The organism is Xanthomonas sp. 1678 (assembly GCF_031455575.1).
Taxonomy (GTDB): Bacteria; Pseudomonadota; Gammaproteobacteria; order Xanthomonadales; family Xanthomonadaceae; genus Xanthomonas_A.
Genome location: NZ_JAVDSZ010000002.1, coordinates 454,539 through 472,881, shown reverse-complemented (window position 1 = coordinate 472,881; position 18,343 = coordinate 454,539). Strand labels below are relative to the sequence as shown.

Below are 18,343 nucleotides of genomic sequence, written 5' to 3'. Positions count from 1 at the left end.
CAATCGGCTTCTATACCCGATCCGGCGTCGCCACGCGGTGCAGTGCGCAGATCCGGCATCCGGCACGCCTGCACTTGGCAAGCGCGCCGGCTCGGGCTAGCGTGCGCAGGCGGCTCCACGCCCGCATTCAATCATCCGGGGAAAAATCTGATGCGTCATCTGCTGCTCGCCTGCCTGGGCGTGGCGCTGTGCGGCCCTGCCGCGGCGGCCTCGCGCTTCGTCGAAGACCCCTACCCCAGCACGTACCGGCCGCTGGCGTCCACGCCGGTGCTGATCGAACACGCCACCGTGCTCACCGGCACCGGCGAGCGCCTGGACGATGCCGACGTCCTGCTGCAGGACGGCCGAGTGCAGGCCGTGGGCCGCGCGCTGGCCGCCCCGGCCAACGTCACCCGCATCGACGGCCACGGCAAGTGGGTCACGCCCGGCATCATCGACGTGCACTCGCACCTGGGCGTGTACGCCAGCCCCGGCGTCAACGCGCACAGCGACGGCAACGAGATGACTGCACCGGTGACGCCCAACGTCTGGGCCGAGCATTCGGTGTGGCCGCAGGATCCGGGCTTCGGCACCGCGCTGGCCGGCGGCGTCACCTCGCTGCAGGTGCTGCCGGGGTCGGCCAACCTCGTCGGCGGCCGCGGCGTGACCCTGAAGAACGTGCCCGCCACTACCTACCAGGCGATGAAGTTCCCCGGCGCGCCGTGGGGCCTGAAGATGGCCTGCGGCGAGAACCCCAAGCGCGTGTACGGCGAGAAGGGCGGCCCGGCCACGCGCATGGGCAACGTCGCCGGTTACCGCGCCGCGTTCATCGACGCCAGCGAATACCTGCGCAAGAACGCGCCGAAGAAGAAGGCGCCGGAGAAGCGCCACTGGTGGAGCCGCGGCGCCGGCGACAACGACAGCTCCGGCGACAGCGGCGGCAAGCGCGACCTGAAGCTGGACACCCTGGCCGGCGCGATCAACGGCGACATCCGCGTGCACATCCACTGCTACCGCGCCGACGAGATGACCACCATGCTCGACCTGGCCAAGGAATTCGGCTTCAAGGTCGCCGCCTTCCATCACGGCGTGGAGGCCTACAAGGTCGCCGACCGGCTGGCCCAGGAAAACGTCTGCGGCGCGCTGTGGGCGGACTGGTGGGGCTTCAAGATGGAGGCCTTCGACGGCATCCAGGAAAACATCGCGCTGGTCGACCGCCCCGCCAACGGCTGCGCAATCGTGCATTCGGATTCGGAGGAAGGCATCCAGCGGCTCAACCAGGAAGCGGCCAAGGCGATGGCCGCCGGCCGCCGCGCCGGCATCGCCATCCCGCCCGAGCGCGCGATCCGCTGGCTGACCAGCAACCCGGCCAAGGCGCTGGGCATCGACAAGCAGACCGGCGCGCTGGAGCCGGGCAAGATGGCCGACGTGGTGGTGTGGAACGGCAACCCGTTCAGTTCCTACGCGCTGGCCGAGAAGGTCTACATCGACGGCGCGCAGGTCTACGACCGCGCCGACCGCCGCCTGCAACCCACATCCGACTTCATGCTCGGCCAGGAGGCTGCCCCATGAGCCGCATCCTTCCGCATCCGCGCCGCCTGGCGCAACGCCTGGCCGTCGCCGCCTGCCTGGTGCTGGGCACTGCGCCGGCCTTCGCCCAGGACGTGCTGATCCGCGGCGCCACCGTGCACACCGCCAGCGCGCGCGGCACGCTGCAGAACGCCGACGTGCTGGTCCAAGGCGGCACCATCCGCGCGGTCGGCAGCGGCCTGGCGGCGCCGGCCGGGGTGACTGTGGTAGAGGCCAAGGGCCGCCCGCTGACCCCGGCGCTGTTCGGCGGCATCACCGAGATCGGCATCGAGGAAGTGTCCGGCGAATCGTCCACCGTGGACAGCGCCGTGACCCTGCCGCGCGACCAGCCGATGCGCCCGGAGTTCGACGTGACCCTGGCCTACAACCCCGAGTCGGTACTGATCCCGGTCGCGCGCGTGGAGGGCATCGGCTTCACCGCGCTCGGCGCCAACAGCGGCGGCGCCTTCATCGCCGGCCAGGGCGCGGTGATGCGCCTGGACGGCGGCGCCGACCCGATCGGCCCGCGCGCGCTGTACGTGCGCCTGGGCAGCGACGCGCTGGAACTGAGCGGCAAGTCGCGCGCGGCGCAATGGATGCTGCTCGACCAGTTGGTGAGCGAAGCGCGCGGACGCATGCCGGCGGACTCGCCGCACGCGCTGCTGACCCCGGCCGGCCGCGCCGTGCTGGCCAGGTACCTGGCCGGCCAGGGCCGCATCGTGGTGGCGGTGAACCGGGCGGCCGACATCCGCCAGTTGCTGCGCTGGGCGCAGCGCGAGAAGGTACGCATCGCCATCGCCGGCGGCGACGAGGCGTGGAAACTGGCGCCGCAGCTGGCCGCGGCGCAGGTGCCGGTGTTCGTCAACGCGCTGGACGACCTGCCGGCCAGCTTCGACCAGATCGGCGCCACCCTGGAAAACGCCGCGCGCCTGCACGCGGCCGGCGTGGCGGTGAGCTTCACCCAGGGCGGCGACGGCTCGCACAACGCACGCAAGCAGCGCCAGCTGGCCGGCAACGCGGTGGCCCACGGCCTGCCCTGGGACGACGGCTTGGCCGGCCTGACCCGGGTGCCGGCCGAGGCGCTGGGCGTGGGCGACAGGCTGGGCAGCATCGCCCCCGGCAAGCTCGCCGACCTGGTGCTGTGGGAAGGCGATCCGCTGGACGTGGCCCACTATGCCGAGCAGGTCTGGCTGGGCGGCCGCGCGCTACCGATGCGCTCGCGCCAGACCGAACTGCGCGACCGTTACATGAAGCAGTCCGGCGCGCTGCCGCGGGCGTACCCGTAACAGCCGCGCACGACGTGGCGCTGCCGCCATCGGCAGCGCCACGTCTTCCGCAGTGTCACGCGACCGGCCACGCCCTCGTGCGACGGGCCGCGCCTAGTTCGCATCGATATTGGCCTGGAACCAGGCCCAGCCGTTGCCGCGCACCACCTCGAATCCCGCTTCGACCACGTGCAGGTACATCGCGTTGCTGTAGCGCCCGTCCTGCGCGCGGTTGTTGTGCAGCCAGGTCAGGAACGGCTTGATGTCGATGTTGAGGTTGCCGTTGGTCGGCAGGTTCGGCTGCCCGGCGGTGTTGTGCGGGATGAAGGTGTACACGTAGTAGCCGGCCGCGGTGTTCATGCCCTCCCACAGGTCGAAGCTGTAGCCGCCGGCGCTGATCACATTGCTCGCGGTCAGCGTGCCGATCGGATAGGAATTGTGGCCGCCCCAGATCATCACCTCGGTCTGCGGGATCGCGCTGGAGGAGGTGTTGTTGTCCCAGCGCAGGAACAGGTCATAGGCGAAATCGCCGGCCATGTTGCTGCCGCCGGACGAATAGGCGAACGTGGACGGCAACGATTGCAGTGCCGACACCTGCCGCGGGAAGGTGCGGTCGGACGTCGGATTGAATCCGTAGTGCGAGCCGCGCAGGATCGCCGGATAGCCGTACAGGCTGGAACTGGCGAAGTTGAAGGTCACGGTCATGCTCGGCGTGCTGCCGCTGTGGAACGTGCCCTGGATGACGTTGTTGGGATCGTTGAAGTTGTTCACCCAGGCGTACTGGTTGCCGTACACCTGGTACGGCCCGGCCAGTGCCGCCGGTGCGAAGGCGACCAGTACCAGTGCGAACAGCGCACGCAGCCGGCGCGCGCGGCGCCAGGCGGATGGCGCGGCGGTGGCGGCAGAACAGCGGCGCGGCAAGGCGGCGGCGGCGATATCGATGTCGTGCATGTCGGTCTCTCCTCAGCGTGTCTGGAAACCTCGGCAGCGGGGCTGCTGCCGCGACGGACGCTAGCAAGCCGCCCACGTGCGGAGCTATGAAAAGACGCGGGCGCGGCATGCGCTGGCGCAATACCGCTACTCGCTCGAGGCCGTCCGAGTGCGCCGCTTCCCAGTTCCAACGTGCAGGTGAGATTTGCGCGGCGGCATTGTCTACGCCAGCCGCAGCGGCGACGCCGGTTCCTCGTCCACCGCTTCGCAGCGCAACATGATCACGCGGCGCGCCACCCCGCGATAAGCTGGCAGCATCCTCCAGGAGAAGCCCATGACCCTGCGCTGGTATTTCGATTTCGTCTCGCCGTTTTCCTATCTGCACTGGCACAAGCTCAAGGCGCTGCCCGAGTTCGCGGAGATCGAACCGGTGCCGATCGTGTTCGGCGCGGTGTTGCAGCATCTGCACACGCGCGGGCCGGCGGAGATCGCGCACAAACGCAGCTTCACCTACCAGTTCGTGCAGTGGCAGGCGCAGCACGAGGGCGTGCCGCTGCGCTTTCCGCCGGCGCATCCGTTCAATCCGCTGGCGGCGCTGCGGCTGTGCATCGCCGCCGGCAGCACGCCGCAGGCGATCGATGCGATCTTCGACTGGCTGTGGCGCGACGGCCGTGCCGGCGACGATGCGGCGGCGCTGGCCCCGCTGGCGCTGGCCTTGGGCATCGCCGATGCGCCGGCCGCACTTGCCGATCCGCAGGTCAAGGCGCAGTTGCGCGGCAATACCGATCAGGCGATCGCCGCCGGCGTGTTCGGCGTACCGACGCTGCAGATCGGCGATACCTTGTTGTGGGGCAACGATGCGCACCCGCTGATGCAGGCGCTGCTGGCCGATCCGCAGTTGCTGCAGCGCGGCGAAATGGCGCGGCTGGCGGCGCTGCCCGTCGGCGTGCAGCGCGGCGCCTGACCCGGCCGCGACGCCGCGCGGCGTCTGCGCTACCCTAGCCGGCAGTAACCAAGCGCGATGCCGGAGGGGGCCAGATGCGTATCGGGATCGTGGTGGACTCCGCCTGCGACTTGCCGCAGGACTACATCGCAGACAACAACATCGTGTTGCTGCCGATCAGCGTGCGCATCGGCGAGGCATTGCTGGCCGACCATCGCGACGAGGAAGCCACGCTGAGCTTCCTGCATGCGCACGTGGCCGAACACGGCGCCGAGGCGGAAACCATTCCGTTCAGCGTCGCGCAGATCCGCGAGCTGTTCCTGAGCCGGCTGGTGATCGACTACGACCACGTGTTCTGCATGACTATCACCAAGACCCGCAGCCCGATCCATCAGCACGCGCTGCAGGCCAGCTTCGCCATCCTCAACGACTACAAGCCGATCCGCCAGGCCGCCGGGCACACCTCGCCGTTCGCGCTGCGGGTGATCGACACGCAGAACCTGTTCGCCGCGCAGGCGGTGACCGCGGTGGAAGCGGTGCGGTTGCGCGCGGCCGGGGCCAGCGTGCAGGCGATCCGCGAACGGCTGGAGGAACTGGCCGGCAACGTGCACGGCTACATGATCACCCGCGATCTGTATTACATGCGCGCCCGCGCGCGCAGCAAGGGCGACCGCAGCGTCGGCCTGCTCAGCGCCGCGCTCGGCACCGCGCTGGACATCAAGCCGGTGCTGCACGGCTATCGCGGCGAGACCGCGCCGGTGGCCAAGATCAAGGGCTTCGACGCCGCGGTGCAGAAACTGTTCGAATTCGTCGGCAAGCGCGTCGCCGCAGGGCTGCTGACGCCGACGCTGTGCCTGAGCTACGGCGGCGAGCTGAGCGAGTTGCGCGCCCTGCCCGGCTACGCGGCGTTGCGCCAGGCCTGCGAAACGCATGCGGTGGAGGTGCTGGAAAGCGTGATGAGCCTGACCGGCATGGTCAACGTCGGCAAGGGCGCGATCACCCTGGGCTTCGCCGACGCGCCGCATACGTTCGCCTAGCGCTGCGAGCGGGTCCGTTGTTGTAGGAGCGGCTTCAGCCGCGACAGGAGCTATCGGCAGCTTGTCGCGGCTGAAGCCGCTCCTTACAGGGATCGCGATGGAGATCGCGATGTAGACGGCCCACTCACGACGCCGCCTGCTAGGCTGCGCCGCACCGCTCCACAGAGGAACCGCCATGGCCGTGACCTATTCGATCAGCCTGCCCGACCCCGCCCGCGCGCGCGGCAGCGAACCTACGCTCAGCTTCAGCGCCAACGGCGCCGACGCCTTCGCCGAGCAGCTGCAGCAGGCGTTGAGCAGCCCGGCCTGGTTCGAGCGCTGGCGCGCGCTGCAGCCGGAACCGGACGAGGTGGATCCGGCGCTGGGCGTCGTCGACCCGGCAGCCACGGTCAGCGGCAAGCAGGACGACCTGCGCATCGACCTGGTCGCCACCACCAGCATTCCTGGCGACATCCTCAAGCAGCGCATGCGCCTGCTCGCCGGCAGCGGCTGGGAACTGCGCAACGTGCGTTGAGCGTATTCGCCGCGTGCCCGCGACGACGTGGATCGGCTAGAGCAGCCTTGGTGCAGCCGATGACACCTGTGGGAGCGACTTCAGTCGCGACAGGCCTTGCTGGAGAAGTCCGTCGCGGCTGCAGCCGCTCCTACAGTGCTTGGCCGACTGCAATGAGCATCTAAGGCACCACGCTCCCTGCCGCTGTGCCCGCCGCGCGCCGCGGCCAGCGCCATTTCAGGTTCACTGCCAGCGTGCCGAGCACGATCAGCGCCAGGCCCAGCCATTGCACCGGCACCAGCCGGTGGCCGTACAGCAGGTAGTCCAGCAGCAGCGTGACCAGCGGGTACACGAACGCCAGGATCGCGATCGTCGCCACGTGCAGGTGCCGGTAGGACGAATAGAACAACACGTAGACGATGCCGCTGTGGATCACGCCCAGGCCGGCCAGCCACAGCCAGTGCATGCCCGGATGCAGTGCGCTGCCGCTGGAAAATCCCACCAGCAGCAGCGTGCCCACCCAGCACTGCACCGTCACCACCGCCAGCGGCCGTTCGCGGCTGATGCGCCGCGACATCAGCAGCGACGCACCGCACAGCAGCGCCGCTAGCAGGGTCAGCGCGATGCCGAGCAGGTAGCTACGATCGGCGGTCTGCCAGAGCCGCGCCGGGTCCGCCGAGCAGGCCACGCCGACGAACGCCAGCAGCGTCCAACCCAGATCGGAACGGCGCGTGCGCTCGCCCTGCAGCAACGCCGCCAGCAGCAGCATCACGAACGGGAACACGTGATAGACCATCGTCGCCACGCCGATCGACGAGCGCGCCATGCCGGCGAACAGCGCCACCCAGTTCAGCACCAGCAGCACGCCGCTGACCGCCGCGTCGCGCAGCAGCATCCGTTCGCGCCACAGTCCGCGCAATTGGCCGCCGAGCAGGCCGCAGACGGTGAGGAACAGCGCGCCGAACAGGCAGCGGTAGAACACCGCGGTCACCGGGTCCTGGCCGCTCTCGTGCACGAACACGCCGACCGAGCCGATCAGCACTTCCGCCAGCAGCAACTGCCACAGCGCGCGCCGCGCGGCGCCGGCGGGAACGGCCACCGCCGCGCTCACAGCGCGATCGTCCCGTGCAGGTACTGCACCGCGCTGCCGCGCACATAGACGTGCTGCGCCTCGACCCGGCAGCCGAGTTCGCCGCCGCGCGCCGAGGCCTGCAGCGCGCTCAGCTGCGACTTGCCCAGCCGCTGCGCCCACAACGGCGCCAGCGCGGCGTGGATGGAGCCGGTCACCGGGTCTTCGGCGCCGCCGTTGGCCGGCCAGAAATAGCGCGACACGAAATCGTGGCTGCTGCCGGGCGCGGTCACCGCCACGTCGCGCGGCGCCAGCGCCAGCATCCGCGCCAGGTCCGACACCACGTCGCGCACCTGGCGTTCGTCCGCGTACACCGCGATGTACGCCTGGCCGTTGACGTAGACCGCCTGCGGTGCGATCGACAAGGCATCGAGCAAAGCCTGCGGCACCGACGCCAACAAGGCAGGCGCCTGATTCGGAAAGCGCATCTCGAACGTGCCGTCGGCCACCCTTTCCACGCCGAGTTCGCCGACCGCGGCCGCGCGCAGGCGCAGCGGGAACGGCGCCAGTTGCTGGGTGGCGATCACGAACGCACTGGCCAGCGTCGCATGACCGCAGAAGCCGACTTCCTTCAGCGGCGAGAACCAGCGGATCGCGAACACGCCGTCGGCATCGCGCACGAAGAACGCGGTCTCCGACAGGTTGTTCTCGCTGGCGATAGCCTGCATCAACGCGTCGGGCAGCCACGCCTGCAGCGGCACCACCGCGGCCGGGTTGCCCTTGAAGCGGACCGTGGTGAAGGCATCGACGACGAACAGGGACAGCGGCATGACCCACCTCGCAACGGGAGAGAGATGCCGGACGCGATGGCCGGCATGGACCCAGTCTGCAATGCGGCGCGCGACCATTACAGATTCAGTTACGCTGTAAATGGACCGATACAGATGAGGCGCCCGCATGCTCTTGTACGAATCGCTCGCCACGCAGCTGCGCCAGCAGATCGAGCGCGGCACGCTGCGCACCGGCGAGCGCCTGCCGTCGATCCGGCAACTGGCCGCCAGCCACGGCATCAGCACCGCCACCGCGGTGCAGGCCTGCCTGCAGCTGGAACGCGAAGGGCGGGTGCAGGCACGGCCACGTTCGGGCTACTTCGTGCGCGCCGCGGCGCAGCCGTTGCCGCCGCTGCCGGTGACGGCGCGGCGGCGCACGCCGGGCATGGTCGACAACCCGGCGCTGCAGGGCGTGCTGGACATGCTCGCGCGCTCGGACCTGGTGCCGCTGCACACCGCCACGCCAGCGCCGGCGCTGCTGCCGGGCGCGCAACTGGCAGCCGCGCTGTCGCGGCAGCTGCGCCGCCACCGCGGCGTCGCGCTCGACTATGCGCCGCCGCAAGGCCACGCCGCGCTGCGCCGGCAGATCGCACAGCGCTACGCGCACTGCGCGACCACGGTGGCGGCGGACGAAGTGGTGGTGACCGCCGGCGCGATGGAAGCGATCAGCCTGGCGCTGCGCACGCTGACCGCGCCCGGCGACGTGGTGCTGGTGGAGACGCCGACCTACCACGGCATTCTGCAGGCGGTGGCGGCGCTGCGGCTGAAGGTGCTGGAAGTGCCCACCCGCGCCGGCCACGGCATCGACGCCGCACGCCTGGACGCGCTGCTGCAGCGCACGCCCGCGCGCGCGGCGGTGCTGGTGCCTAACTTCAACAATCCGCTCGGCAGCCTGACCCCGGACAGCGCCAAGCGCGCCCTGCTCGACAGCTGCGCGCGCCACGGCACCGTGGTGATCGAGGACGACATCTACGGCGAGCTGGACTGGTCCGGGCAACGGCCGCGTCCGCTGCGCCATTTCGACACGCACGGCAACGTGATCACCTGCGGCTCGTTTTCCAAGGTGCTGGCGCCGGGCCTGCGCGTGGGCTGGCTGCTCGGCGGCGAATGGACCGATGCGCTGGTCCGCGCCAAGTACTTCTCCACCGTCGGCGGCGCCAGCCTGCCGCAGCTGGCGCTGGCCGATTACCTGGCGCAGCACGACCTGGAACGGCACCTGCGCAAGCTGCGCCGCACCCTCGCCGACAACGGCCAGCGCCTGCGCGAGGCGATCCTGCGGCACTGGCCGGCCGGTACCCGGGTCGGCGATCCCGCCGGCGGACTGTCGCTCTGGCTGCAGCTGGCCGACGGCGGCAGCGGCCAGGCGCTGTTCGAAGCGGCACTGGCCGCAGGCATCGGCACCTCGCCCGGGCACCTGTATTCCAGCCGCGGCGACTACGCTGACCACCTGCGCCTGACCTGCGGCCAACCGTGGAGCGAGACCCTGGAAAGCGCGATGCGGCGGCTGGGCAAGCTGGCCGCGCGGCTGCCGTGCTGAGCGGTTGGGCGCGGCCGCGCCAGGCGATCGAATGCAGCGATGCCCGATGCACGGTGCGGAAACTCGCGCCGGAGGGGCGAAGGCAGTCCATCAAAGTCCGCAATCGCGTCCAACGCTGAGTGGCGCCCGCGTCGGCGGCCGCAGCTGGTCCGCGATGGGCCATGAACACCAGGGCGTTCCTTGATCCGGCTGTCTTGGCAGTGCGCTGTCGTGGTCGCGGGCCACCAGCCTGGCGCCGGCCGCGGCCGCTGCCGCGTCGCGGTGGCCGTGACCGACGCCGCCGTGTTGCAGTATCCGAACCTGTGCCAGCGATGCCGGGTGACCTCGGAGTAGCGCTCGCGACTGAAGCCGCCCATCGTCGGTCAGCAGATAGGAGAAGGCGCTCTGACCTCGTCCTCGACCAAACTGGCCCTACTTACACCGCCGCCGCGCCGATCGCCAACGCCGCGCAGGCGCCGAACAAGGTGCAGGCGAGCATGGCCAGCGCGCTGAGCGGGCTGCGCCAGCGCTGCCGCGGGCACGACGATACGGGTTTGCGGCAAGCGAGCATGGCGCGGCTCCAGTCCGGGAAGACCCGATGGCGAAGGCCGAGGAATCTAGCCGCACGCCGTCTCAGCCGGCGCGACCGCGATCGCACAACCGCGCATTGGACGACGCCCCACGCATTTGTTTACCAGCCGCGCCGGCACACGCGCGGAATCGCCATGCAACTGCCACCGCACCGTCATCGTGCAGCAGCGATCGCGATGCCCCGGTGGCGATGGGAGCTGGCCGGTTCCGCAATGCCAGCGGCACACCTCCACGGCACCCAAAGCGGCTCCCTGTCTACTTACAGGCGACGTAATGTTGTGGGAGCGACTTCAGTCGCGACGGGCCTTACCGGTAGCGCCCGTCGCGACTGAAGCCGCTCCCACAATGATGCCCCTGCAGCATCTGGCCATCGCCCCAATGCTGCGCACGTCGCACTGGCGCATGCGACCGCCGGCGCCCGGCATCACCGGTACGCCGCCGCATCGCGCACGTCAGCCCTGCAGCGCGCGCGCGTGGTGGGCGATGTGCTCGCCGATGAAGCTGCCGATGAAGTAGTAGCTGTGGTCGTACCCAGGCTGCACGCGCACGGTCAGCGGATAGCCGGCGGCGTCGGCTGCGGCCTGCAGCAGCTGCGGCTGCAATTGCTTGTCGAGGAACTCGTCGCCGCCGCCCTGGTCGATCAGCAGCGGCAGGCGTTCGGTGGCGGTGCCGATCAGCGCGGTGGCGTCGTAGGCCTTCCAGCTGGCGCGGTCGTCGCCGAGATAAGCCGAAAAAGCCTTCTCGCCCCACGGCACCTGCGACGGCGCCACGATCGGCGAGAACGCCGACACGCTGCGATAGCGGCCCGGATTCTTTAGCGCGATCACCAGCGCGCCGTGACCGCCCATCGAGTGGCCGCTGATCGCGCGCGCGCCGGTGGTGCGGAAGTTGGCTTCGATCAGCGCGGGCAGTTCCTGCACCACGTAGTCGTACATGCGGTAGTGCCTGGCCCACGGCTCGCGGGTGGCATTGACGTAGAACCCGGCGCCCTTGCCCAGGTCGTAGCCCTCGGCATCGGCGACGTCGTCGCCGCGCGGGCTGGTGTCCGGCGCGACCAGGATCACCCCGTGCTCGGCGGCGTAGCGCTGCGCGCCGGCCTTGGTGATGAAATTCTGCTCGGTGCAGGTGAGCCCGCTGAGCCAGTACAGCACCGGCAGCGCGGTGTGCTCGGCCTGCGGCGGCAGGTACACGGCCACGTTCATCGTGCAGCCGAGCACGGTCGATTGATGGCGATAGACGTCCTGCCAGCCGCCGCAGCAGGCATGGTGTTCGATGCGTTCCATTGGATGGATCCCGGATTGGGGGACGCGGCCGGGCAGACCCCGGCCGCATCCGAAAGACACTGCCGCAGCGCGCCGCCAGGGCGGCACGCCGCAGGCAGCGGGCGTTATTGCAGCACGCCGTTCTTGCGCGCGACGTGGGTGGAGATCGCATCCATCAGCGCCGGCGACAGGCAGTCGTAAGGCTCCAGTTTCAGCTCGCGCAGCCTGCTGCGCACGCCGTCCATCGCTTCCGGGCGGGTGCCGCTCTCGATGATCGAGGACACGAACGCCGCGAAACCCGGCGCCGACCAGCCCTGCTGCGGCGACAGCTCGGTATGCACGAAGTCCAGGCCGTAGAACGGATGCTCGGTGTTCTCGATGCGGCCGTACAGGTGCACGCCGCAGCCGGTGCAGGCATGGCGGCGGATCGTCGCGCTCTCGTCGACGACCTTCAGCTTCTCCTCGTGCGCGGTGACCTTGACCTTGTCGCGGCCCACCACCGCCACCACCGAGAAGGTCGCCCCCTTCGGCTTCCAGCACTTGGTGCAACCGCAGGCGTGGTTGTGCGCGGTCTGCGCTCCCACGTCCACGGTCACCTTGTCGCTGGCGCAGTGGCATTCCAGGGTGCCGCCCTGGAAATTCTCTGCGCCTGCGCGCACACCACCGTCCACCGACGGATGAATCGTTACGGTACTCATCATGCCCCTCCCGGGTTTGTCGCGTACCTGCATGCGCGGAATCGGCCGCGCGCCGGACTGACCGTCAGGTCAGAAATGGATCACGGTGCGGATCGACTTGCCTTCGTGCATCAGGTGGAAGGCTTCGTTGATCTCTTCCAGCGGCATGGTGTGGGTGATGAACGGATCCAGATCGATCTCGCCATGCATCGCCTGCTCCACCATGCCCGGCAATTGGGTGCGGCCCTTGACGCCGCCGAACGCGCTGCCGCGCCATACGCGGCCGGTGACCAGCTGGAACGGACGCGTGCTGATCTCTTGGCCGGCGCCGGCCACGCCGATGATGACGCTCTCGCCCCAGCCCTTATGGCAGCACTCCAGCGCCGAACGCATCACGTGCACGTTGCCGATGCACTCGAAGCTGAAATCCACGCCGCCATCGGTCAACTCGACGATGACTTCCTGGATCGGCTTGTCGTAGTCCTTCGGATTGATGCAGTCGGTGGCGCCCATGCTGCGCGCCAGGTCGAACTTGCCCGGATTGGTGTCGATGGCCAGGATGCGCCCGGCCTTGGCCTGTACCGCGCCCTGGATCACCGCCAGGCCGATGCCGCCCAGGCCGAACACCGCCACCGAGTCGCCCGGCTTGACCTTGGCGGTGTTGTGCACCGCGCCGATGCCGGTGGTGACGCCGCAGCCGAGCAGGCACACCTTCTCCAGCGGCGCCTCGGGATTGACCACCGCCAGCGAGATCTCCGGCACCACGGTGTATTCGCTGAAGGTGCTGCAGCCCATGTAGTGGAAGATCGGCTGCCCGTTGTAGGAGAAGCGGGTGGTGCCGTCGGGCATCAGGCCCTTGCCCTGGGTGGCGCGCACGGCCTGGCACAGGTTGGTCTTGCCCGACAGGCAGAACTTGCACTTGCGGCATTCGGCCGTGTACAGCGGGATCACGTGGTCGCCGACCTTGACGCTGGTCACGCCCTCGCCGATCGCCTCGACGATGCCGCCGCCTTCATGGCCGAGCACCGCGGGAAAGATGCCTTCCGGATCGTCGCCGGACAGCGTGAACGCATCGGTGTGGCAGACGCCGGTGTGGGTGATGCGGACCAGCACCTCGCCCTGGCGCGGCGGCTCGACATCGATCTCCACGATCTGCAACGGCTGGCCGGCTTCGAAGGCTACGGCGGCGCGGGATTTCATGAGGTTTCTCCTGGACTAGCGGGTTGGGTCGTGGGGTTCGGGGTTACTTGAGATAGGAGCGGACCAGCATGCCCATCTCGCGCACGCGCGCGGCGCGCTGCGTCTCCGAGGCGGCGGCGTGGCCGAATTCTTCGCGGATATGCGCCTGCATCACTTCCGACATCAGGCCGTTGACCGCACCGCGGATCGCCGCGATCTGCTGCAGCACCGCAGCGCAGTCGGCGCCGCCTTCCAACGCCCGCTCCAGCGCCTCGGTCTGCCCGCGCACGCGGCGGATGCGGGCCAGGACGCGTTTCTTCTCGTGGGGCGTGTGCGGCATGCGACGGCGGTCCCGAAACTATACTGGGGGACAGTATATTCCTCCGCCCGCAAAAGAAAACGCCCGCGCGTCCCGGATCGAGCGCGCGGGTGCGCGGGCGCGCGGCGGCGTCTCGGTCGCCTGGCGCTGAATGGGCGGCGCTGCAGGGCGGAACCGATGCAGCGACGTGCCCGCCATGGCCCTGGCGCTGTTCGCTCGGCACCAGGGCCAGGCCTGTGATCCCCCGGCAGCTGCAAAGGCCACACGGTCCGGACAGCGCGCGCGCAATGTGTCAACGCATGTCAGCCATCGACACACAGCGGCCATGAGGCCACCGACGCCACTGCCTATCATGGCCACGCGATCACGCGCCCGCCTTGCACCCTGCAGCGACGGCCCGCCCGCACCAGTTCCAGGCGGCAGCGGCCGCGTCTAGACTGGCTGAACTCCGAGCGGCCGCCCTTCAAGATCATGGACATGCACTCCTTCATACTGGTGGTCGACGACGACCCCGATCTGCGCCGGCTCATCAGCGAGTTCCTTCAGGAGCACGGCTATCAGGTGGAGGCCGCGGAGAACGTCGCCGACATGCGCCGGCTGATGGCGATACGCCAACCGGACCTGGTGATCCTGGACGTGATGATGCCGGGCGAGGACGGCCTCAGCGCCGCCCGGCAACTGGCCAGCGAACGCGGCGCGCCGGCGGTGATCATGCTCAGCGCGCTGGGCAGCGACACCGATCGCATCATCGGCCTGGAAGTGGGCGCCGACGACTATCTGGCCAAGCCCTGCAATCCGCGCGAACTGCTGGCGCGGGTGCGCGCCCTGCTGCGCCGCAGCCAGGCGGCGACGCTGCCACCGGAAGCGCGCGGCAATGTCTACGAATTCGCCGGCTGGCGCCTGGACGTGATCCGCCGCGACCTGCGCGACCCCACCGGCATCTTCATCAATCTCTCCGACGGCGAGTTCGCGCTGCTGCGCACCTTCGTCGAACATCCGCAGCGCGTGCTCAGCCGCGACCAGCTGCTCGACTATGCGCGCGGCCGCGACACCGAGGTCTACGACCGCGCCATCGACAGCCAGATCAGCCGCCTGCGGCGCAAGATCAACGAGCGCGTGCAGACCGAACTGATCCGCACCGTGCGCAACGAAGGCTACATGCTGCTGCCGAGCGTCGCCCGGCTGTGAACGCGCCCAAGCGGGGCCGCCGCGGCATGTCGATCTTCGTGCGCACGTTCCTGCTGCTGGTGGCGGCGCTGCTGACCGCGCAGCTGATCGGCATCGCCCTGCTCGTGTTGCGCACGCCGGTCTACGAAATGCCGGTACATCCGCCGGAGGTGATCGCGCTGCTGACGACCAAGATGCCCGCCGGCACGCGGACACTGAAGGTGCACGACTCGGTGCGGGCGCCGCTGCCCGCGCCGGGGCAGATCCGCGATTCCATCGCCGAGTTCATGATGGCGAACTGGCTGGACGTGACGCCGGAACGCGTGCGTTTCTACCGCAGCAGCGACGAGAACCTGCCCAATCCGAATTTCCCGATGGACGCGCGGAAACGTATGCAGGCGCGTGCCGGCCCCCCCGGCGACGAACGTTTCCTGCGCAACGGGTCGCCGCCGTTCGACGAGCCCGGCCCACCGCCGGGCGTCGCGGCGCAGCCACCTGCGCAACCGCAATCGGACCGGCCCATGCCCGCCGGCGCGTTCGGCGCCACGATGCGTGCGATGGGCGCGCGATGGCGCGACCGCGGCTTCGCGCCCGCCTCTCCGCTGCTTGGCGGGTTCACCGCCGCCCTGCGCCAACCCGATGGCCGCTGGCGCCACGTGGTGTCGCCGCCGCGGCGCATCTCCACCGCATTCAAGACCCAGGTCGCCCTGTTGTTCGTTGCCGGCCTGCTGGCGATGCTGCCGCTGGCATGGTGGTTCTCGCGCGCACTGGCCGCACCGATCAAGCGCTTCGCCGAAGCCGCCGACCGCCTCGGCCGCAATCCCGATGCGCAGCCGTTGCAGCGCAGCGGCCCCAGCGAGATCGTGCAGGCCGCCGACTCGTTCAACGCGATGCAGGCGCGCCTGAACCGCCTGGTCAACGAGCGCACGCACATGGTCGCGGCGATCGCCCACGACCTGCGCACGCCGCTGGCGCGCCTGGCGTTCCGCCTGGAAGGCCTGCAACCGCCGCTGCGCGACAAGACCATCGCCGACATCGACGAGATGAAGGCGATGATCTCCGCGGCGCTGGACTTCATCCACAACGACAGCCGCCGCGGCACCCGCGCGCCGCTGGATTTCCGCCTGCTGGTGGAGAGCGTGGTCGACGATGCCAGCGACACCGGCGCGGACGTGGCCTTCGTCGCCGGACAGGCGATCACCCTCGATGGCGACCCGCTGTCGCTGCGACGGATGGTGATGAACCTGCTCGAGAACGCGCTCAAGTACGGCAAGCGCGCGCGCCTGGAACTGCACCGCGACGGCGCCGACTGCGTGCTGTGGATCGACGACGACGGTCCCGGCATCGACCCGGCCCAGCACGAGCAACTGTTCCTGCCGTTCTTCCGCGGCGAGAACTCGCGCAACCGCGACACCGGCGGCATCGGCCTGGGCCTGTCGGTGGCGCACAGCATCGTGCTCGCCCACGGCGGCGAGATCACCCTGACCAACCGCCCCGAAGGCGGGTTGCGGGTGTGCGTGGAGCTGCCGTGTCAGGCCGCGACTGGCTGAGGTGACAGCGGCATGCAAGCCGATCAGAGGCACGCAAACTTGGCTCGGCACTCCGCCCCACGCGGGAGTGTTCGCCACGACCAGCGACTGCCATCTACCTCGCGCGCAAAATAACTTGCTCAGATCTAAGCTCTACCAGCTCTCGAAGTGCAGTCGGCATCGAATGAACGCCTTGCATCACCGAGCGAAGCGCCAGTTCACCTGGCCAAAGCTGCGGCACGATGCTATCCCCGAGGAAGGCCACGGCGGATGGCAAGAATCCGCCTGAAGACCCTGACAGTAGTCAAAAACAGCGCGAATGCGGCAATTGCAAAGAAGGGCCCAGGGCTTGGACGCACATGCAATGTTGTGAAAAATTTATAGCCACTAAAAATCAAAAGGCCCACGATCACAATGAGCCATGCGATGTTCTTGAAATAGTGGGACGTAGTGAATGGATGGGTCACGGCAGAAGTCCAAAAATGGCTGTTGTCGCATCAGACCCAAGCGGCGCCCCGGGGACGCCCGGCCTGGACGGGCTAAGCGCCATCCGGGTAGTAGCGGAAATGTCCAACGATCGGATAACTGAAAAGAACATCGTCTTCGGCAGTGCCTGCACCAATGTTGTGGAGTATCAGGAGGCGGTCGCTGCTTGGCGCATGGCGATCCGAAACGATCCCGATGTGGGGCAACCCGCCAGCCAGCCGCCACGTCACCAAGTCGCCGGGGCGATAGTCCACGGCACGATCGCTGATCGGCAGCGATGCGCCCTTGCGGGTCAGAAACCGCTCGATGTTGGGCACCCGCCGATGATCGATATTCCTGTCGGTCGATTGGCTCCCCCAAAGCTGCGGATACGCCGAGAAATCCCGACGCATGTCCTCATGGATCAACTGCTGAAAATCGATCCCGAGGTGCCTGTAGGCGCGAATGACGACGTCGGTGCAAACGCCACGGTCGTTGGCGACGTCTCCGCCCGGATAGGCCATGGTGTAGTACTTGGGGTCGTAGACCTCTCCCAAGGACATTCTTTCTCGGCTGGCCGCAATGATGGTACGGACATCAGCAGGCAAGCCTGGCCGAGCTGGCGAATGGGCAGCCGAATCAGGGGGAGTTGCCGATCGTGGAGCAGGGGCCGGCCCCTCTTGCTGCGGCTTGCACGCAGCAATCGCTAGCGCAATGCAGATGCTGATACCAAAGGTTGCGCGGAAGTTGGGCATGGCACCTGACACCAAAATTAAGCAGCCCGCAAAGCGGATTCGTTGAATGCACTATTGAGCACGCTAGCGTGTGGCAGGCCGCTTACGTCGTGGCGTTGCGGACCAAGCCGCTCTGCACGGTGGCAGGCCAGCCGCTGCAACTCCACTGCTCCGCCCCCCCTCGACAGCGGCGAATCATTCGCCATGAAGGTGTAACACGGCAACTGACGGATGAGCTATCACTGACTTTCATGCTCCGAAGGCCGGCACGTGCATCAACCCACGCCGCAAGACGGCATCGGCTCGACGAATGGCGAGGTATCACTCGCTCACCTCGATGCGGTGAAGCTTGCCGTTGAGCCGATAGAACGCAGGAAGGCCTGCAGCATGCGACAGCGCCGCGATGTCAATCACGTCCTGCACCGTCGCGTCGTCGCCGAGCATCACCACAGAAGTGATGCTCTCCGACGGCTTGGCCAATCGGAGTGCTTTACCTAACTCCGGGACGGTATAGACCTGCCCTTGCCAGGAAAACCCACCTTCAGGGACCGGCGCCACTTCTGCCGGCCTGTCGCTTGCGACAGGCGCCGCGCGCGCAATCGATGCGCAGGCAGCCATCAGGAACAAGGCCGCGAAACATGTCCTCATTAGCCCCACGATGGCACTCTCCATGTCGCCTAACCGCGGCTGGATCGCCGGGCGGTTCGTGTCGAGTATCCATGATCGACGCAAAGCTTGAAAGAGCGGAATTACCGATGAATCGGCGAACTGACGAAGTGTGGCTGCACA

General features: G+C 68.6%; 18 protein-coding genes. 8 read left to right on the top strand and 10 right to left on the bottom strand.

Annotated elements, in window-relative coordinates:
* Positions 1-150: 150 nt before the first annotated feature.
* Together J2Y70_RS05145 and J2Y70_RS05140 are read left to right on the top strand one after the other, a co-directional pair.
* The gene (locus tag J2Y70_RS05145) at positions 151-1,551 is read left to right on the top strand and encodes an amidohydrolase (protein ID WP_309914133.1); all 1,401 of its coding nucleotides are present in this window, start codon (positions 151-153) and stop codon (positions 1,549-1,551) included.
* Positions 1,548-2,834 (top strand): amidohydrolase family protein, encoded by a 1,287-nt coding sequence (locus tag J2Y70_RS05140; protein WP_309914131.1) that lies wholly within the window; start codon positions 1,548-1,550, stop codon positions 2,832-2,834. Before J2Y70_RS05145 ends, J2Y70_RS05140 begins: the two co-directional genes overlap by 4 nt.
* Before the next feature lie 93 nt (positions 2,835-2,927).
* Here the strand turns inward: J2Y70_RS05140 and J2Y70_RS05135 are convergent, their stop codons facing one another.
* Positions 2,928-3,764: a cellulase gene (locus J2Y70_RS05135; RefSeq protein WP_309914127.1), complete on the bottom strand. Its 837-nt coding sequence runs from the start codon at positions 3,762-3,764 to the stop codon at positions 2,928-2,930.
* Positions 3,765-4,077: 313 nt separating this feature from the next.
* On the opposite strand from J2Y70_RS05135, the gene J2Y70_RS05130 reads away from it, so the two are divergent.
* The 3 genes from J2Y70_RS05130 to J2Y70_RS05120 all read left to right on the top strand — a co-directional run bounded on the left by J2Y70_RS05130 (position 4,078) and on the right by J2Y70_RS05120 (position 6,237).
* A complete protein-coding gene (locus J2Y70_RS05130) occupies positions 4,078-4,707 on the top strand; it encodes a DsbA family protein (protein WP_309914125.1) in 630 nt (209 codons plus the stop codon).
* Positions 4,708-4,781: 74 nt separating this feature from the next.
* Positions 4,782-5,723, top strand: a complete 942-nt coding sequence (locus tag J2Y70_RS05125) for a DegV family protein (protein ID WP_309914122.1) — start codon at positions 4,782-4,784, stop codon at positions 5,721-5,723.
* A gap of 175 nt (positions 5,724-5,898) precedes the next feature.
* Entirely contained in the window at positions 5,899-6,237 is a 339-nt protein-coding gene (locus J2Y70_RS05120; RefSeq protein ID WP_309914120.1) for a hypothetical protein, read from the top strand.
* Between the two features lie 160 nt (positions 6,238-6,397).
* Here the strand turns inward: J2Y70_RS05120 and J2Y70_RS05115 are convergent, their stop codons facing one another.
* Together J2Y70_RS05115 and J2Y70_RS05110 are read right to left on the bottom strand one after the other, a co-directional pair.
* Complete coding sequence (locus J2Y70_RS05115; protein WP_309914117.1) at positions 6,398-7,327, bottom strand: DMT family transporter; 930 nt, start codon at positions 7,325-7,327, stop codon at positions 6,398-6,400.
* Positions 7,324-8,115: a PhzF family phenazine biosynthesis protein gene (locus tag J2Y70_RS05110; protein ID WP_309914114.1), complete on the bottom strand. Its 792-nt coding sequence runs from the start codon at positions 8,113-8,115 to the stop codon at positions 7,324-7,326. The genes J2Y70_RS05115 and J2Y70_RS05110 overlap by 4 nt, the downstream gene beginning before the upstream one ends.
* 127 nt (positions 8,116-8,242) lie before the next feature.
* Here J2Y70_RS05110 and J2Y70_RS05105 point away from each other — a divergent pair, with 127 nt between their 5' ends.
* A complete protein-coding gene (locus J2Y70_RS05105) occupies positions 8,243-9,652 on the top strand; it encodes a PLP-dependent aminotransferase family protein (RefSeq protein ID WP_309914111.1) in 1,410 nt (469 codons plus the stop codon).
* A 415-nt stretch (positions 9,653-10,067) separates the two neighbouring features.
* On the opposite strand, the gene J2Y70_RS05100 is transcribed toward J2Y70_RS05105, so the two are convergent.
* The 5 genes from J2Y70_RS05100 to J2Y70_RS05080 form a co-directional block, all read right to left on the bottom strand.
* On the bottom strand, positions 10,068-10,202 hold the full coding sequence (locus J2Y70_RS05100; protein ID WP_309914108.1) for a hypothetical protein: 135 nt from the start codon (positions 10,200-10,202) through the stop codon (positions 10,068-10,070).
* A gap of 472 nt (positions 10,203-10,674) precedes the next feature.
* Positions 10,675-11,505: an S-formylglutathione hydrolase gene (gene fghA, locus J2Y70_RS05095; protein ID WP_309914105.1), complete on the bottom strand. Its 831-nt coding sequence runs from the start codon at positions 11,503-11,505 to the stop codon at positions 10,675-10,677.
* Between the two features lie 104 nt (positions 11,506-11,609).
* Positions 11,610-12,182 (bottom strand): S-(hydroxymethyl)glutathione synthase, encoded by a 573-nt coding sequence (gene gfa / locus J2Y70_RS05090; RefSeq protein ID WP_263395705.1) that lies wholly within the window; start codon positions 12,180-12,182, stop codon positions 11,610-11,612.
* A gap of 69 nt (positions 12,183-12,251) precedes the next feature.
* A complete protein-coding gene (locus J2Y70_RS05085) occupies positions 12,252-13,361 on the bottom strand; it encodes an S-(hydroxymethyl)glutathione dehydrogenase/class III alcohol dehydrogenase (RefSeq protein WP_185815275.1) in 1,110 nt (369 codons plus the stop codon).
* Between the two features lie 43 nt (positions 13,362-13,404).
* On the bottom strand, positions 13,405-13,680 hold the full coding sequence (locus J2Y70_RS05080; RefSeq protein ID WP_179567232.1) for a metal/formaldehyde-sensitive transcriptional repressor: 276 nt from the start codon (positions 13,678-13,680) through the stop codon (positions 13,405-13,407).
* 450 nt (positions 13,681-14,130) lie between these two features.
* Between J2Y70_RS05080 and J2Y70_RS05075 the strand changes: the two genes are divergently transcribed.
* Together J2Y70_RS05075 and J2Y70_RS05070 are read left to right on the top strand one after the other, a co-directional pair.
* Positions 14,131-14,847: a response regulator gene (locus J2Y70_RS05075; RefSeq protein ID WP_263395707.1), complete on the top strand. Its 717-nt coding sequence runs from the start codon at positions 14,131-14,133 to the stop codon at positions 14,845-14,847.
* Positions 14,848-14,873: 26 nt separating this feature from the next.
* Positions 14,874-16,376 (top strand): ATP-binding protein, encoded by a 1,503-nt coding sequence (locus tag J2Y70_RS05070; protein ID WP_263395708.1) that lies wholly within the window; start codon positions 14,874-14,876, stop codon positions 16,374-16,376.
* A 518-nt stretch (positions 16,377-16,894) separates the two neighbouring features.
* Here the strand turns inward: J2Y70_RS05070 and J2Y70_RS05065 are convergent.
* Both J2Y70_RS05065 and J2Y70_RS05060 read right to left on the bottom strand, forming a co-directional pair.
* Positions 16,895-17,575 carry a DUF1287 domain-containing protein gene (locus tag J2Y70_RS05065; protein WP_286038043.1) on the bottom strand — a complete coding sequence of 227 codons (681 nt, stop codon included), beginning with the start codon at positions 17,573-17,575 and terminating at the stop codon, positions 16,895-16,897.
* A gap of 300 nt (positions 17,576-17,875) precedes the next feature.
* Positions 17,876-18,181, bottom strand: a complete 306-nt coding sequence (locus tag J2Y70_RS05060) for a hypothetical protein (RefSeq protein WP_309914095.1) — start codon at positions 18,179-18,181, stop codon at positions 17,876-17,878.
* Positions 18,182-18,343: the final 162 nt, after the last annotated feature.

Excerpts from the sequence above, each read along its gene's own strand:
- J2Y70_RS05145 (WP_309914133.1), top strand. The coding sequence starts at position 151 with ATGCGTCATCTGCTGCTCGCCTGCCTGGGCGTGGCGCTGTGCGGCCCT.
- J2Y70_RS05140 (WP_309914131.1), top strand. The coding sequence starts at position 1,548 with ATGAGCCGCATCCTTCCGCATCCGCGCCGCCTGGCGCAACGCCTGGCC.
- J2Y70_RS05135 (WP_309914127.1), bottom strand. The coding sequence starts at position 3,764 with ATGCACGACATCGATATCGCCGCCGCCGCCTTGCCGCGCCGCTGTTCT.
- J2Y70_RS05130 (WP_309914125.1), top strand. The coding sequence starts at position 4,078 with ATGACCCTGCGCTGGTATTTCGATTTCGTCTCGCCGTTTTCCTATCTG.
- J2Y70_RS05125 (WP_309914122.1), top strand. The coding sequence starts at position 4,782 with ATGCGTATCGGGATCGTGGTGGACTCCGCCTGCGACTTGCCGCAGGAC.
- J2Y70_RS05120 (WP_309914120.1), top strand. The coding sequence starts at position 5,899 with ATGGCCGTGACCTATTCGATCAGCCTGCCCGACCCCGCCCGCGCGCGC.
- J2Y70_RS05110 (WP_309914114.1), bottom strand. The coding sequence starts at position 8,115 with ATGCCGCTGTCCCTGTTCGTCGTCGATGCCTTCACCACGGTCCGCTTC.
- J2Y70_RS05105 (WP_309914111.1), top strand. The coding sequence starts at position 8,243 with ATGCTCTTGTACGAATCGCTCGCCACGCAGCTGCGCCAGCAGATCGAG.
- J2Y70_RS05100 (WP_309914108.1), bottom strand. The coding sequence starts at position 10,202 with ATGCTCGCTTGCCGCAAACCCGTATCGTCGTGCCCGCGGCAGCGCTGG.
- fghA (WP_309914105.1), bottom strand. The coding sequence starts at position 11,505 with ATGGAACGCATCGAACACCATGCCTGCTGCGGCGGCTGGCAGGACGTC.
- gfa (WP_263395705.1), bottom strand. The coding sequence starts at position 12,182 with ATGAGTACCGTAACGATTCATCCGTCGGTGGACGGTGGTGTGCGCGCA.
- J2Y70_RS05085 (WP_185815275.1), bottom strand. The coding sequence starts at position 13,361 with ATGAAATCCCGCGCCGCCGTAGCCTTCGAAGCCGGCCAGCCGTTGCAG.
- J2Y70_RS05080 (WP_179567232.1), bottom strand. The coding sequence starts at position 13,680 with ATGCCGCACACGCCCCACGAGAAGAAACGCGTCCTGGCCCGCATCCGC.
- J2Y70_RS05075 (WP_263395707.1), top strand. The coding sequence starts at position 14,131 with ATGGACATGCACTCCTTCATACTGGTGGTCGACGACGACCCCGATCTG.
- J2Y70_RS05070 (WP_263395708.1), top strand. The coding sequence starts at position 14,874 with ATGTCGATCTTCGTGCGCACGTTCCTGCTGCTGGTGGCGGCGCTGCTG.
- J2Y70_RS05065 (WP_286038043.1), bottom strand. The coding sequence starts at position 17,575 with ATGCCCAACTTCCGCGCAACCTTTGGTATCAGCATCTGCATTGCGCTA.